General features: G+C 41.8%; 10 protein-coding genes. 7 read left to right on the forward strand and 3 right to left on the reverse strand.

All coding sequences use genetic code 11. From position 1 onward, the window contains the following. Nucleotides 1-17 precede the first annotated feature (17 nt). From SYN7509_RS0213430 to SYN7509_RS0213440, 3 genes are all read left to right on the forward strand, one after another. A complete protein-coding gene (locus SYN7509_RS0213430; protein WP_009631361.1) occupies nt 18-659 on the forward strand; it encodes a DUF2301 domain-containing membrane protein in 642 nt (213 codons plus the stop codon). 112 nt (nt 660-771) lie between these two features. Next, nucleotides 772-4,290, forward strand: a complete 3,519-nt coding sequence (gene smc, locus SYN7509_RS0213435) for a chromosome segregation protein SMC (protein WP_009631362.1) — start codon at nt 772-774, stop codon at nt 4,288-4,290. A gap of 81 nt (nt 4,291-4,371) precedes the next feature. Then, complete coding sequence (locus SYN7509_RS0213440) at nt 4,372-5,346, forward strand: PRC-barrel domain-containing protein (RefSeq protein ID WP_009631363.1); 975 nt, start codon at nt 4,372-4,374, stop codon at nt 5,344-5,346. A gap of 90 nt (nt 5,347-5,436) precedes the next feature. Here SYN7509_RS0213440 and SYN7509_RS0213445 read toward each other — a convergent pair whose 3' ends face one another. Then, nucleotides 5,437-7,569 carry a hybrid sensor histidine kinase/response regulator gene (locus SYN7509_RS0213445; RefSeq protein WP_009631364.1) on the reverse strand — a complete coding sequence of 711 codons (2,133 nt, stop codon included), beginning with the start codon at nt 7,567-7,569 and terminating at the stop codon, nt 5,437-5,439. Between the two features lie 290 nt (nt 7,570-7,859). Then, the gene (locus SYN7509_RS0213450; RefSeq protein ID WP_009631365.1) at nt 7,860-8,777 is read right to left on the reverse strand and encodes a DUF928 domain-containing protein; all 918 of its coding nucleotides are present in this window, start codon (nt 8,775-8,777) and stop codon (nt 7,860-7,862) included. Nucleotides 8,778-9,775: 998 nt separating this feature from the next. Between SYN7509_RS0213450 and SYN7509_RS0213455 the strand changes: the two genes are divergently transcribed. The 3 genes from SYN7509_RS0213455 to SYN7509_RS0213465 are packed head-to-tail and all read left to right on the forward strand — an operon-like array spanning nt 9,776 to nt 12,737. After that, nucleotides 9,776-10,267, forward strand: a complete 492-nt coding sequence (locus SYN7509_RS0213455) for an FHA domain-containing protein (protein WP_009631366.1) — start codon at nt 9,776-9,778, stop codon at nt 10,265-10,267. 26 nt (nt 10,268-10,293) lie between these two features. Next, complete coding sequence (locus SYN7509_RS0213460; RefSeq protein ID WP_009631367.1) at nt 10,294-12,297, forward strand: FHA domain-containing protein; 2,004 nt, start codon at nt 10,294-10,296, stop codon at nt 12,295-12,297. Continuing rightward, nucleotides 12,294-12,737 carry a hypothetical protein gene (locus tag SYN7509_RS0213465; protein ID WP_009631368.1) on the forward strand — a complete coding sequence of 148 codons (444 nt, stop codon included), beginning with the start codon at nt 12,294-12,296 and terminating at the stop codon, nt 12,735-12,737. The genes SYN7509_RS0213460 and SYN7509_RS0213465 overlap by 4 nt, the downstream gene beginning before the upstream one ends. 375 nt (nt 12,738-13,112) lie before the next feature. Here SYN7509_RS0213465 and SYN7509_RS0213475 read toward each other — a convergent pair whose 3' ends face one another. After that, nucleotides 13,113-13,805 (reverse strand): PHP domain-containing protein, encoded by a 693-nt coding sequence (locus tag SYN7509_RS0213475; RefSeq protein WP_009631369.1) that lies wholly within the window; start codon nt 13,803-13,805, stop codon nt 13,113-13,115. 305 nt (nt 13,806-14,110) lie between these two features. On the opposite strand from SYN7509_RS0213475, the gene SYN7509_RS0213480 reads away from it, so the two are divergent. Further along, on the forward strand, nt 14,111-15,316 hold the full coding sequence (locus SYN7509_RS0213480; protein WP_009631370.1) for an acetate kinase: 1,206 nt from the start codon (nt 14,111-14,113) through the stop codon (nt 15,314-15,316). The last annotated feature ends 12 nt before the right edge of the window (nt 15,317-15,328 follow it).

Below are 15,328 nucleotides of genomic sequence, written 5' to 3' on the forward strand. Positions count from 1 at the left end.
TATCTTAAATAATTACTATGAAAGCTCAACTAGCACCAGAAGCAATAATTTATCAAGGACAGTTTGGCGATTTTACAATTGACAAAAGCGATCGCATAAGTGTAATTATTTACCGTACAGGTTTAGCAATCGCGGCGCTGAGTTTTGCTTTGGGTAGTGCGATCGCATTGCTACAAACTAATAATTTTTCGTTGCTAACTCCCTTATTTTTCTGCTTTAGCTTGGGTTTAGGGGTTAGTTTGCTAACAATACACATTTATCTCGCTGTCTTGCATAGAGTATTACAAATCTTTTGGGCGATTGGCACAATTGCCGCAATTTTTTGGACAATTTCTAGTAGCGCCCCACTAGCTGTAACTCTTTACGAACGACCAGTAGCTTTATTTGGTGTAGGGTTTATTTTTGCTGCTTTAACAGGTATTTATTTTAAAGAATCCTTTTGTTTTCATCGCTTGGAGACAAAATTTCTTACTTTCTTAGTTCCAGTTTTGCTCTTAGGACATATGTTAGGCATTTTCCCCCAACAGTTGGAGCAAATAATGCTTGCTACCTGGGCTACTTTATTTGGTGTATTTGCTGTACGCAAAGTAGTACAACCAATTCCGCCAGACATTGGCGATAAATCCGTATTTACTTATTTACACGAGCGTAGTGCTTAAAAATATAGCTAATACCTTTGCCTTAATGTTAGTAGAGGTCTAGCTCCCTAAAGCCAACCGTGCTAATGTGTTTAACTACGTAATACACTAAGCAAAATTCTCACCAGCGCCTATGGTGTATGTTAAGCGACTGGAACTCTCTCATTTTAAATCTTTTGGCGGTACAACTACCGTGCCATTACTGCCAGGATTTACAGTGGTTTCTGGACCCAATGGTTCGGGTAAATCAAATATTCTCGATGCTTTATTATTTGCCCTTGGTCTTTCTAGTTCTAAGGGGATGAGAGCCGATCGCTTACCCGATCTAGTTAATCACACTCAAGGCAGTCGCGGTAAGTCTGAAGCTAGTGTTACTGTTACTTTTGATATTAGCGATGAGCAGGAAAATACTCCCACTGAATGGAGCGTTACGCGCAAGCTTAGAGTTACGAAGCATGATACTTATACCTCAAATTACTACATCAATGGCGAAGCTTGTACGCTGACGGATTTACACGCCCAATTATCGCAGTTGCGGATTTATCCTGAAGGCTACAATGTAGTGCTACAAGGGGATGTGACTAGCATTATTTCTATGAATGCTAAGGAGCGTCGGGAAATTATTGACGAACTAGCGGGGGTTGCTAACTTTGATCGCAAAATTGTCCAAGCGAAAGATACTTTGGAGGAAGTGCGCGATCGCATTGAGCGCTGTCAAATTGTCGAAAAAGAATTAATTCTGCAACGGGAAAAGCTTTCATCCGATCGCCTCAAAGCTGAGAAATACCAACTGCTCCGCGCTGACTTTACTCAAAAGCAACAGTGGGAAACGGTGCTACAGTGGCGGCATTTACAAAAGCAACAAGCACAAATTGTCGCGCAACTTCAACAAAGCGATCGCACTATTACCGAAATAACTACTCAACTTGCCAACCAGCAGTTACAAATTCAACACTCCACTAGCCAACTCGATTTACTCAACGAGCGCGTCAAAGCCTTGGGAGAAGCGGATCTTTTGGCTTTACAGTCTACCCTAGCTACCCACCAAGCCGAACAAAAACAACTCCACCTCCGCCAGCAAGAGTTAGAACACGCCGCAAACAATATCACAGTAAATATATCGCAAAAAAATCAAGAAGTCAAGTCAAATCAGCAACTTTTTAGTCAATTTATTCAAGAACAAGAAGTATTAGAAAACCAAGACATTACTACTTTACGTTCAGCGCTTAGGGAGGCAGAGATTGCCCTAAAACAAAGCCGAGAAGGAGCAAATGCGATCGCCGATGCCTCAGATGAGTTGGTGCAGCAACAAGCCGCTTTAAGCCATCAAATAGAGGCTTTGCAACAAAATATTGAACCTCAGCGTACCGAACAAACAAAGTTAAAAGAGCGTCATAATCAGCTAACAAAACAAGTTGCCGAACAAAATCAATTAATTTCGACAATAGAGCCGCAAATAGCTGCAAAAAAAGAGCAGTTTACTAACTTAGAAGCTGACTTATTAACAGTTACCGCCGACAGTGAATTATTATTAAAAGCCTTAGCGGCGGGAGAGCAAGAATTACAAATACAAATGCAAACGCAAAACAGATTAATTTTAGAGCAACGAGAAAAACAACGTAATTTAGATAAGCTAGAAGCGCAAGTTCAAGCAATTCAAGAAACCCAAGGAACTTACGCAACTAAAGTTATTTTACAGTCTGGCTTGACTGGTGTTTGTGGATTAGTGGCTCAATTAGGCAGCGTTGAATTGCGGTATCAATTAGCATTAGAAACCGCCGCCGGAGGCAGATTAGGACAGTTGGTGGTAGAAGATGACCTAGTAGCTGCCGCAGCTATTGAGCTATTGAAGCAAAAAAAAGCTGGGAGAATCACCTTTTTACCTTTAAACAAGATTCAATCTGGGCGGTTTTCGCCTACCGTAGCCCTGCGGTATGCCAATGGGTTTGTAGATTACGCGATTAACTTGGTGGAATGCGAAGGCAAATATCAAAATATATTTGCCTATGTGTTTGGTAGCACCGTAGTATTTACCACCTTAGAAGCAGCGCGGGGTTATTTGGGACAGCATCGGATTGTGACGTTAGATGGCGAGTTATTAGAAACTAGCGGCGCAATGACGGGAGGCATGAGTAACCAGCGAGCAAGCTTACATTTTGGGAGAGTAGAGGCAACAGAATCTCAGGAAATTACCCAGTTAAAAACCCGCCTGCAAGATATTACGCAAGTGTTAGAGCGTTGTACTCAAGTAATTAATACCTTGTTAGCCAAAACTAAACAACAAAGTCAACAATCAACAGAAATGCGCCAACAAAGGCGAGAAAAGCAGCTTCAAAGCGAACAACTTACGAAAGAAATTAGTAATTTAAGCCAGCAACTAGCGCAAACACGGGTTCAAAATGCCCAAACTACCGAACAATTAGCTAACGCTCAATCTCGGTTGCAACTTTTGGAGCAAAAATTACCCTCCCTTGAAGCTACTCTGCAACAACAAAAACTAGCTTTAAGCGAATTAGAGAAGTCGCAAACAAATAGTCTTTGGCAAGAGATTCAAGCAATAATTAAGACCAACGAGCAGCAATTGCAACTTAAAGAACAAGCTTTAAGACAAGTGGAAGTCAAAATCCAAGAACTAGAACTGCAAAAGTCGCGTTTGCAAGAAAAGATTGCGACAAGTGTTGCCAGAGTCAAAGAATACCAACAACAAGAAATAGTAATAATTAGCCAAGTTGCCAAAATTGAAACTCAACTATTAGCGATCGCAACTCAAATAACCCAACTTCAGACAGCTTTAAGTCAAGTTAGCCAACAGTTGACCACCGAAAAAGCCGAGCGCGATCGCACAGAACAGCAATTACGCGCCCAACATTTAGCCTACAGTCAATGGGAATGGCAAAAACAAAAACAAATTGAAACCCAAGTAACAAAGCAACAAGAACTATTAGCACTCAAAACTAAATTACAAGAATTAGAATTACCCGAACCATTGCCCGAAATACCAATCCAGATGGATTTAGAGCAACTGCAAAAAGAATTGAAAGCAACTTCCAAACGCTTAGAAGCAATGGAGCCAGTAAATATGCTGGCACTAGAAGAATACGATCGCACCAACACGCGCCTAGAAGAACTCACGCAAAAATTAGAAACATTAGTAGCCGAACGTACAGAATTATTACTACGAATAGAGAACTTTACAACCCTGCGTCAAAGAGCTTTTAAAGAAGCCTTTGATGCTGTAAACGAGAACTTTCAAAGCATTTTTGCAATCCTCTCCGAAGGCGATGGCTACTTGCAACTAGACAATATTGAAGAACCATTTAATAGCGGATTAAACTTAGTAGCTCACCCCAAAGGAAAACCAGTCCAACGCCTAGCTTCCATGTCTGGTGGCGAAAAATCTCTGACCGCTTTAAGTTTTATTTTTGCACTGCAACGCTACCGCCCATCACCTTTTTATGCTTTTGATGAAGTCGATATGTTTTTAGATGGGGCAAATGTAGAAAGATTAGCTAAAATGATTAAACAACAAGCTACTCTAGCGCAATTTATAGTCGTCAGTTTGCGCCGACCAATGATAGAATCAGCCGAACGTACTATAGGCGTGACTCAAGCACGAGGGGCGTATACTCAAGTGTTGGGAATCAAGTTGTAATAGCCGAACATCTTAACAGATGAGAATTTGCTATTAATAGTATTGAAATAACCGGATTTCGAGATCAGGACTCGGCATAGAATGACCTCCGAACAAATTATCAGACGTTCCGACATCTTAAACACCAAAGTAATTACCGACGACAACGCCAAGCAATTAGGCTTAGTAAGTCAACTGTGGGTAGATATCGACCAACGCGAGGTTGTAGCTCTAAGCTTACGAGACAACCTAATCGCTTTCTCCGGTGTACCAAGATATATGTATTTAAGTAGCATCCGCAAAATCGGCGATGTGCTGCTAGTAGACAACGAAGACGTAGTTGAAGATATAGACGTTGACATTTACAGCAATTTAATTAACTACGAAGTAATTACCGAGACGGGAGAACTTTTAGGTAGAGTACGCAGCTTTGTTTTTAACCCCGAAACTGGCAAAATTGCCTCGTTAATTATCGCCTCTTTGGGTATTCCCCAAATTCCCGAACAAGTATTGAGTACCTACGAATTGCCGATTGATGAAATTATCAGTAGCGGCGCAAATAGGCTGATTGTAGTGGAGGGAGCAGAAGAAAGGTTAAATCAGCTAACGGTCGGCGTATTAGAGCGTCTAGGCATCGGCAAAGCCCCTTGGGAGCGCGATGAGGACGAGGCTTACTACACACCCACAACAACTAAAGCGGAAAATCAGTTAGGTACGGGAGTTCCCCTGCAAGCGCCAAAAGTTCAACAAGTACGTACCAATCGCCCCCTAGTAGAAAAAGCTTGGGACGAAGATGATTACGAGTATGAATTAGAAGAACGTCAACCACCGCAACAATTACGTCAGCGTCAGTACGAGTCTATTCAATATGAAGAAGACTTAGAAGATGATAATAACTGGAGTGAAGCAACGGCGAAAGATCGTTACGAACCTAAAAAGTATATTGAGACAGAATCTAACGCTAGTCTTTATGATGATGAGTTAAACGACGATGCTTGGGATGATGAACCAAAACCAATTATTATTCCCAAGAAAACGAAAGCTCCAGAATACGAGGAAGAAGAAGGAGGGTATTAATAAGTCGCCTTTTTGACTCGATTTGTAAAATAAGTTTAAACAGCACCAGTAATTAGGAAGCTGGTTTTTAATTTAACTGTCAATTTTTATTTAGGGTAACATCATGTGCAGGGTTTCTTGCAACAAACTTAGGTTTAAAGGCTTGCTCATGTAGGCATTAGCACCCGCCGCCAAACAACGATCGCGATCGCCCTTCATCGCCATTGCCGTTACAGCTATTACCGGAATGTGTTTCCATTTAGAACTAGCTTTAAGGTGACGGACAATTTCAAATCCATCTACTTTTGGTAATTGAATATCCAGCAAAATTAAATCTGGAAGTACAGCGTTTGATTGCATAGCTTCCATCATTACGCCACCATCGGGGATTAAGTCTACAATGTAACCTTCAAGTTCTAGCACTTCTATAATTAATTCCTGGTTGTAGGGCTGATCTTCTACCACCCAGATTCGTTTGGGATTTTTAGCAACTAATCTTGCTTGATTATTTTCTGCTGCAACTGGCGGTGCGGGCAACAATTTAGTTGCCAATCCACGCATTTCCGTAAGCGGTAGCCAGACGCGAAACGTACTCCCTTGGTGTTCGACCGATTCTAGAGAAACTGTACCGCCGTGTAATTCTGCTAACCGTTTTGTTAGCGCCAGTCCCAACCCCGTACCCTCATGCTCCCGCGTTAACGAAGCATCTACCTGTTGAAATGGTCGAAATAATAAATTCCACTTCTCTTGAGCAATGCCAATACCTGTGTCTTGAACTTCAAAGCATAGGTAAGGAGTGCTGGGATTAACGGGACTGCGATCGGGTCGAAATTGTTCTTGTAACTGACTGCCATAAGCTACCCTACAAACAAATTTGATTTGTCCGCCTTCGGGGGTGAATTTGACGGCGTTAGAGAGCAGATTAATCAGCATTTGGCGGACGCGGCGCTCGTCTAGATTTACCTGTCCTAGGTGCTGGTCAATCTCTTGAGATAGTACCAAACGTTTTTTGTCGGCGCGATGTTGAACCATCTCCAAGCATTGAGTACACAACTCAGCGATCGCTACCGATTGTAATTCTAGCTCGGCTTTACCAGATTCAATTTTGGCAAGGTCGAGAATATCATTGATTAATTGCAATAAATGCTGACCGCTTTCGGCAATTATTTGACTATATTTAACCTGACGCGTCGTCAAAGAACCAGCAACTTCTTGCAAGAGCAAGTTGGCAAACCCTAAGATGCTGTTAAGTGGGGTTCTCAGTTCGTGAGACATGGAGGTTAAAAATTCTGATTTTAGTTGGGAAGCCTGCTCCAAGTCTTGATGAATTTCGGACAAGCGTACTTGGTTTTGCGCCCGCTCAATCGCTACGCCCATCATTCGGCAAGCGGCTGTTAGCATATTTTGTTGGGGTGCATCTCGCAATTTTTGTTTACCGCGCGACTCTAAAGTTAGTACGCCGATAATATCCCCGTTGGCTGCCGGAATCGGAAAAATACCCAAATCACCAATGCCGGGATGTTGGAAGGCAGGTACGGCTTTGGGGTGATTTTTGTAGTCATCAACAAACAACGGCTTACCCGTTGTAACTACTTGCCACAACAAACCTTGACCATAGTGAATACCAGTATTTAGTAAAGCTTCCATTTCTTTTACTGCTACTTCACCGTAAACAGCAATAAATTTTGCGCCAACTTGATTTGTCAGCACATGAGCAACGGAGTCGAACCCAACACCAGTAATTATTTTGATATCTCCAAAAGCCGCATCCATAGCTTTCACCAAATAACTCAAAGCAAACTCGCCAATTTCCCGCAGTTCGCTTGCAGGTTGTAGCCTTTCCATTAACCCAAGGATAAAAGCTTGCTGTCTTACTTGAGCATTTATACTTGTTTGAAAGGATTGAGCCTCACTGACATCACGAAAAGTAAATATGTATCCCTGCTCGGAAGTGCGGCTAATGTACGCTTCCAAATAGATGCCATTAGTTTGTTTAATGTAGTGTGACTTCTCAACTTGGATAGATTCAACCGCCGCAACTAATTGTAAATACTGTGCTTGAGACCAATAGCCATGACTTACAACTTCGGCAAAAAACAAGCGCAAATTTGGCTTTTGTGCAAGCCAGTCCGCAGATAGTCCCCACAATGTGGCAAGTCTTTGATTAAATAGAATCAGATGTTGCGACTCATCAAACAGAGCGATCGCATTTTCTACAGGACTAAATTGTTGGCTATCTGTCATCTATTTAAAGCACATAACTTGCAAAAAAAATATGCTTACCGTTTATGAGTTACGCATAAATTCATTTATTGCTAGTTTGACATAATTTTTTACTGCTTGGCTATAGCTATATTAGTCTATCTTTTAAGGTATTGTATTGAGCCAAAGGTTTTTAACTATGAGTTTATTCATAGCAATGGGAGATTAATTTCTCCTATCACTTGTCACTAAAATCCCTCCCTCAGATTTGAGAGAGGGGAGTTTGAACTAAAAAATGCGACCGCCGATGGGATTAGGGGAGGAGAGAAGTTTTAGTTAGTTGCCGTACAACAGGAAACTAAGGGTTCTCTAGCAATTTGATCTAATCCCACCGAATCTAACAAATCTGCCCATTCATTGACTAATGCGGCATTATTTGGACTGGATTTGCGGGTTTCAAAGAGCGCCGCGAGGCTATCATACCAAATACCATTAACAGCGTACAGAGAAGCGCGATCGCTAGGCGATGCTTGTTGCAATTCGGTTTGTAAGGCGGGGTCGGGTTTGATTCTTTGCACCCAACCATCTACAAATATATCTGCCGAACGGTCTTGAGTGTTACACACAATCGATAAATACCAGTGGTAACTTTTATTTACTTGCAAGGGTTTTAAACCAGGCAAAGTTGAAAAATTTATACTAGCGATACCCCCACTTTTATTCGGTGTGAGGTTTTTTTGATAAATCTCGTTATCGTTTTCATCTAGTAGTGATAGTTCTAAGGTATCGGCAGAAGTTTGTGGTACATAAAAGAAAATTACCGGATACTGGGTTGTGGTCATGCCTAAATTATTGGCAGGAACTAATGCTGTTAAAGTGCGATCACTACTAGAACACCCTCCTCTAGTTGCACCACCTTGTCTTGTGCCAGGTGCGCCTCGGTTTGAAGCGATAAATATAGTTTTTGATGTACCGCGACGAGCGTACTTACTGACATTATTGATTGCAGCCGTAGCATAGGGATCGCCAGGACGAGAACTTAAAGCGCGTCTAAAATTAACCAAAGCCTGGCGATAATTTCTTTTAGCCGTTGCTGAGTAGCCTTGCCGCATATACTTGTTATATTGCGATGAGGTAGATTGAGCAATTGCCGTTGGCAATTGGGGAACTGCCAAAGTTGGCACTATGGGCATTAAACAAGTTGTTGCTAAAATTGCCGGTAAGTATTTCAACCAATAATTGCGTTTCACGTGCGATCGCCTCTTAAATTATTTTTATTGAATTTATCTGTAATGATTATTAGAAAAGATTGTATTAATTCTTACCTTACTTTCATTATATCTTCTACCGAAACTTAGAATTTAGTTTCGTTAAGAGGGTGATATTAAATTAAACATTGTTGTCATCGCAAATTTCGGACAAACAGTATATTTAATCTCATATTATTTTGCAGGGCTATTTAATTGAAAGTTGGGAAAAAAGGCTCAAAGAGTTCTAGTTTGCCACTTTATCCAATCGGTAGTTAGCACTAAGGTAGAAGCTATTATACTAAAAATTGTTCCCGCCGTCGCTTAAATTAATAGTATAGAAGCGCCTAATCTAGCCTTAAAACTCAGTAATTCCTAAGTAAAACTTTTGTACTAATGTTTGGAGAAGGGATTGAGCCAAGGTGAAGTTGGATTGCTTTAGGTGTGAATGCTGGAGCAAAAAATACTTTGGCTAGTTTATGGTGTGTTAAAGTTCTAGCGATAACAGACATGATATGACTTAGGTTGCTCGGTATTTAATCCTAGCTTCCGTTCAGCCCAAGCTGCCGATTAAATACTGTGGGACAAGGGTTGCAAGACTCCGTCTCTGTTCTCAATTTTGGTCTTGTTTAAAGCTAATTATCAAGTTTTGGTAGCAGCAATGAAGAACCTTAAAATCTGCTTTTCACAAGGATTAACAAAATCTTTAACATTTAATCAAGGTTTATTCAACTAGACAACGGTATATTTTTAGTTTATACGTTGTTGTAGTGCGTTTAAGCTTGTAAACCTTGAGGATTTGAGGAGATTGATCAAAAACAATTAACAATCATTGCCTTTTAAAAAAAGACTATTGCAAGCAGCGCTGGGTCAAGTGCGATCGCAGTTTTTGGTTTATTTCAGGAATTGCCGCCCAGGTAGTTGAATAACTTAAATAACGAATAATCAATCACTGCCGATAACTTGCCCACATAAAAACACTTTTGGGAGCATCTCACATTATGCACAAGATAGCTTTGGAATGGGTAGAAGAAGGGCGCAACCGTTCTCAAGCCTTTTCTTTTGACAAACCAAACGAGCCGCCCATCCGCATTGGCAGAGATGAAAGTCAGTGTGATGTTATTGTCAAAGATCCAGCAAAAACCGTCTCTGGCTTGCACGTAGAAATATTTTTTGACTTAGCCAAACATACTTTTTACTTACGTAATCTGACTAAAAATAGAGATAAACCAAATCCTGCATGGGTAAACGGACAAAAAGTTGTGGGAGAGGATGCAGCGCTCTCTCGTCGCGCCATGATTCAACTAGGCAAGATAACACTAACGGCTAATGTTACTTCCGATGCCCCGGAAGATGCGCCCGTACACGGATTAAAGTGTCATGTATGCGGTCATGTTTCTCCCCAGGCAAGTTTGTCGTTAGTGTGCCAGTGGTGCGGAACTTCCTTAGCCTCAGCGCCAACGGCTGTTTACTTTCCCGACGAAAAACCCTAGTTAAATTTTTGCACTAATACACCCTTATGGAAATTCAATTAAGCTGGGAAGACCCCACTTCCGGGGAGTTATTTGAACCACGTTTATCAGCGCCGATTGCTTTTGGTAGAGAATCAAGTCAAATTCCGCCAACGATTAACGAGCAGCCAGTTTCGCCAATTATTCTTGCCAGCAAGCAAGTTTCGCGCTTTCATGCCTTAATTACCGCTAGTAACGGGCAACTGACCATTGAGGATCGCAGCGCCAATGGTACGCTAGTAAATGGACTTCGCATTACCCAATCGAGCCAGGCTTTAAATAGTGGCGATACCCTCAAACTAGGGGCTTACGAAATTACCGTAACTATTGAGTCGATGGTAAATAATATCGAGGCGACAGAAGTTGTCATCGGCGACCCCTCAGCGACGGAATTTATCGTTCCTTCTTCTACCATTGTTTTCAATCTAGAAACAGACATTCTAGAAGCTCAAGCTATTATCCCGCAAGAAATTAGCACTCCTGGGAGCGCTTTTCCGCCAGCGTGTTTTGCCGCCGAAAGAGTATCCATTGCTGATATTAATGCCGCCGGGCTACCCATTGAAGAAAGCGACTATGTAAGCTTAGGGGCGGGAATGGGTAGTTTTACTTGGGTTGATACCATGCGCTGCTTTGGTGTCAAAGCCGATCAAATTGTCGTGTTAGGGATTGAGCAAAAGCCCTACGGTCGCTATCAGCGTTTGTGTCAAAATTCGCAAATTCCCGCCCACGAGCGGCTGCGATCGGGTTCAGACTCTTGCCCAGACAATATTTGGGGCTGGCCAGGGTATGCGTGGAGAGAGTCGTTTAAAGAATTTTTTAGAGGACAAATTGGTTCGTCAATTAAACATCTGTGGCAGGTATTTTCTGAGCCAGTATTGGCAGATACTTATACGCCAAAGTCCGGCGATGTATTTGCCTCCGTAGACCGGGAAGCGACAAGAATTGGCTGGGAAAAAATGCTGCGTTACGGACGTTTCCGGGCAATTCGCAAAACCGAAGATGGGCGTTATGTTATTGCTTATTCTCGCACCCAGGGAGATCGCCAAGATCACCGCTTTTTAATCACTCGTTACATCCAGATGGCTCCGGGTTATCCAGCGATTAAGTTTCTCCCAGACTTGCAGGCTTACCGGGAAAAATATCGCGATTTTAAATCTGTAGTCAATGCTTACGAAGAACACGAACACGTTTACAAACATTTAACTACCAAAGGGGGTAGTGTAATTATTCGGGGTCGAGGCATTGTAGCCTCCCGAATTATTCAGCGCATATCAGAAATTCGCCGCCAAAATCCCAATATTACAATTTTGCACTTAATGCGATCGCCAAAACCTGAAGGTAATAAGTTTGGAGTTGCCCAGCGCAAAACCGAAAATCAGTGGGAATTTCAGCCCTACAACTGGCCTAAAGGTACTTGGGGGGGTGACATGAAGAAACGCTTAGAGGAAGGCAGTCCTGTCGAACGCCAGCGCTTGCTTACCGATTGGGGCGGGACTACTACCGCCGATCGCACAGACTGGAAAAAGATTGTGAGTGGTGGATTGCAAGAAGGATGGTACTCGATTGCGTTTGGTAAAGTTGACCGAGTTGAGCAAGACGATAAAGGGCGCTTAGTTACTTATTTAGAAACTAGCAATATTAAAGGTGAAAGCAAGCTCAATGCTGACTTTGTTATCGACTCTACAGGTCTTGATGCCAAGCCATCGGAAAGTCCTTTTCTCAACGATTTGGTTACTCATTACAACTTACCGCTCAACCCTTTAGGACGGTTGCACGTTGCTAATGACTTTGAGCTTGTAGAGATGCGAAATGATCGCGCGCGGATGTATGCAGCCGGGGTAATGACTTTAGGTGGACCCTACGCGCCCGTAGATACGTTTTTAGGGTTGCAGTATGCGGCGCAGTGTGCGGCGGATGGTTTAGCCAGAAATCGCGCACCAAAAGCAAGTCGCCTCAATGGTTTGGGTTCTTTCATTCAATGGATTAAGTGGGCAACTAATCAAACACCATGACACCTATTTTATTTGGACGTTGGCAAACGCGAATATTTCTGCTTGCCACAATTGGATTAATTGTTAGCTTACCTTTTGCTTTTGGCTTAATTGGCCCGGCGGCGGGTAACTATAGTTTTCACCCAATTTTCTTTTGGGTCATTTTTTGGGTAGGCGTTTTAGGCTTACTTTGGGATATTCTTTACAACTACTTGCAGCAGTATTTGTGGGATCACGACTGGCCCGGTGCTTTTCAATTTTTTGCCTGCATTGCCGAAGGCATTGTTTTAGGATTGCTACTCAAGTTTGTCGGCTTACCTTTTATAGACCGCACCGTATTTGACTTACCTTGGTTTATTGTCCACTATACGGCAGTTTCTATAGTCGCTTATTTCTTATCTTGGGCTGTTATGCGGATACTATTCCCCCGATGGCGGTTTAGAGGCGGTAAATGGATCTAAAAACAAGGTTTTAATACTTTGAAAGACGTACTACGGTGCGTCTTTTTTTCTATCCATAGCGGAGTAGTTACACGCCGCTATGTTAAAAAACCTTAACTATATTAAAGTTTTTATACTTTTATGTGTAGAGTTGCAAGTAATCTGATAATTTAATAATATCAGTAAAATTACTTAAAAGTCATCATGAAAACTACACAAAAACCAACCAACTTAGGCTCCACAATAGCTATGGGCGTTGCAGTGGCTTTAACAAGTGTCAGTATTATTACAATCATGGCTTCTTTTTAAAGCTGAACAGTCTAATATTATTAATAATGCTTTACAAAACCTTCTTATTTATGAGAAGGTTATTTTTTTAGAGAAGTCGTAGCATTTTTAAAGGCGCTGAAGTAAGTTGCGTCCGTGAGTATCAGTACCGCAAGTACTTAACAAGCCATGAATAGCAGCAAGGTTTTGTACTTGTTGGGTTTCGGTGGGGCTAGGTTTCCAAGGATTGGGGTTATTGTAAGCATAGTAGGTTTCTACTCCATCGATACCTAATTGGGCGATCGCCGGGATTAGCTCGAAGTGAGACTTTTTGTAACGCGCTGGGTGAGCAAGGACTGCAAGCCCTCCTGCTTGGTGAATAGAAGCAATAACATTCGCCGCTTGATAGCCCTCTCCTTTAACTGCGCCTCTTTGCAAATAAGGCTGTAAGCTTGGGTGGGATGGTTCAAAGCCGTAACCAAGAATATGTACTTCAATGTTGAGAATACGGGCATTAATTTCTACCCCACTCCACAACTGCGGTGCGGGATTCTGCGTTTGGGGGTGACTCCATTTCCAGTCTTCTAAATAACGTTGCGCCGTTTTATAGCCTAGAATCGTATGGTGATCGGTAATTGCTAAACCTTGCAAACCAATAGCAATAGCGCAATCAATTAATTCTTCTGGCTGAAATTTGCCATCAGAATATACCGTGTGCATATGAAAGTTGAAGTGATGGGGACAACTTTCAGCATCGATAGTCGTAAAAACTTGCTGCAAACATTGAATTGAAGTAGAAGTTCGGGCAAAATTGACCGCCATAACCGCCTCTGAAGGAATAAATACCTCCCTCTACTAGCTCTAACACTCTGCTTTCTGGCAAAGATTGGCGGGGTAATTATTCCGCCGCCCAACAAGTGCGTTGCAAACCTTTGTGGCAAAGGCTAAATACAAATAACTAAGTCATCTGAAAACGCGAAGTCAAGTATTAGGGTAAAGGTTTATATATTTTAATAACTATATCTATTCTAAGAGGTCTGATAAGCAACTTCTCAGGGTAGATGCGAAAAGTTGTCAGCCTCAATAGGCTTTTTTTGGTATGGGTGGGAGTTGTAAGCTAAAAAAATATGAAAATATTAGTATTAAACGCGGGTTCTAGCAGTCAAAAAAGTTGCTTGTACCAAATAGGCGATAATCTACCAGATTTGGCTTTAAAGCCATTATGGTCAGCTAAAATTGATTGGACTTACTTTGAAGGGATAGCAGAACTTAAAGTTAAAAGTAATCAAGGTGAGTATAGAGCAGAGTTATCAAGTAACGATCGCACGGCGGTAATGTCTCATCTGCTCGATACTTTATACAAAGGCGATACACGAGTAATTGACAATTTATCAGAAATTAATATAGTTGGTCATCGGGTAGTACATGGCGGGGAAGATTACCGTGAAGCAACGATAGTTACTCAAAGAGTGAAAGAAGCAATTTCTCGTCTTGCTAGTTTTGCACCCATCCACAACCCAGTTAACTTAGAAGGAATTACTACCATTGAGCAAATATTACCAGAAGTGCCGCAAGTAGCAGTATTTGATACAGCTTTTCATAGTCAATTACCAGCAAAAGCGGCGGTTTATCCGATTCCTTACTCATTTTTTGAGCAAGGTATTCGCCGCTATGGTTTTCACGGGATTAATCATGAATATTGCGCCCATCGTACTGCTCAATTGTTGAATAAAGATATAGAGTTTTTGCGTCTAATTACTTGTCATTTGGGCAATGGCTGCTCAATTGCGGCGATTCGCGGCGGAATAAGCATTGATACAACGATGGGTTTTACTCCTTTAGATGGGTTAATGATGGGTAGCCGCTCCGGTAGCGTCGATCCAGGGATTTTAATTCATCTACTACGCCAAGGTTATAACGCAGATAAGCTCGATGAAATGCTAAACATTGCTTCAGGATTAAAAGGTATTTCGGGCTTATCAAACGATATGCGCCAAATTATTGCAGCTAAAGATAATACTCGCGCTCAATTAGCTTTTGATATGTACGTGAACTCGCTTTGTCAGCATATTGGAGCTATGTTAGTTACTTTAGGTGGCGCTGATGCGATCGCTTTTACAGGCGGTGTAGGGGAACATCAGCCACCAATAAGAGCCTTAGCTTGTGAAGCCTTGGGATTTATGGGCATAAAAATTGACGCAGAAAAAAATGTTAATTCGCCTGTAGATGTTGATATTGCTACTAATGATTCAGTAGCGAGAGTTTTAGTTATTGAAGCTCAGGAAGATTGGGCGATCGCAAGTCAATGTTGGAAAATAGCTAATAATGTCTAACCAAAATAGTGG

It is taken from the genome of Synechocystis sp. PCC 7509 (assembly GCF_000332075.2).
Classification (GTDB): Bacteria; Cyanobacteriota; Cyanobacteriia; order Cyanobacteriales; family Chroococcidiopsidaceae; genus Aliterella.

Excerpts from the sequence above, each read along its gene's own strand:
- SYN7509_RS0213430 (WP_009631361.1), top strand. The coding sequence starts at position 18 with ATGAAAGCTCAACTAGCACCAGAAGCAATAATTTATCAAGGACAGTTT.
- smc (WP_009631362.1), top strand. The coding sequence starts at position 772 with ATGGTGTATGTTAAGCGACTGGAACTCTCTCATTTTAAATCTTTTGGC.
- SYN7509_RS0213440 (WP_009631363.1), top strand. The coding sequence starts at position 4,372 with ATGACCTCCGAACAAATTATCAGACGTTCCGACATCTTAAACACCAAA.
- SYN7509_RS0213445 (WP_009631364.1), bottom strand. The coding sequence starts at position 7,569 with ATGACAGATAGCCAACAATTTAGTCCTGTAGAAAATGCGATCGCTCTG.
- SYN7509_RS0213455 (WP_009631366.1), top strand. The coding sequence starts at position 9,776 with ATGCACAAGATAGCTTTGGAATGGGTAGAAGAAGGGCGCAACCGTTCT.
- SYN7509_RS0213460 (WP_009631367.1), top strand. The coding sequence starts at position 10,294 with ATGGAAATTCAATTAAGCTGGGAAGACCCCACTTCCGGGGAGTTATTT.
- SYN7509_RS0213465 (WP_009631368.1), top strand. The coding sequence starts at position 12,294 with ATGACACCTATTTTATTTGGACGTTGGCAAACGCGAATATTTCTGCTT.
- SYN7509_RS0213475 (WP_009631369.1), bottom strand. The coding sequence starts at position 13,805 with ATGGCGGTCAATTTTGCCCGAACTTCTACTTCAATTCAATGTTTGCAG.
- SYN7509_RS0213480 (WP_009631370.1), top strand. The coding sequence starts at position 14,111 with ATGAAAATATTAGTATTAAACGCGGGTTCTAGCAGTCAAAAAAGTTGC.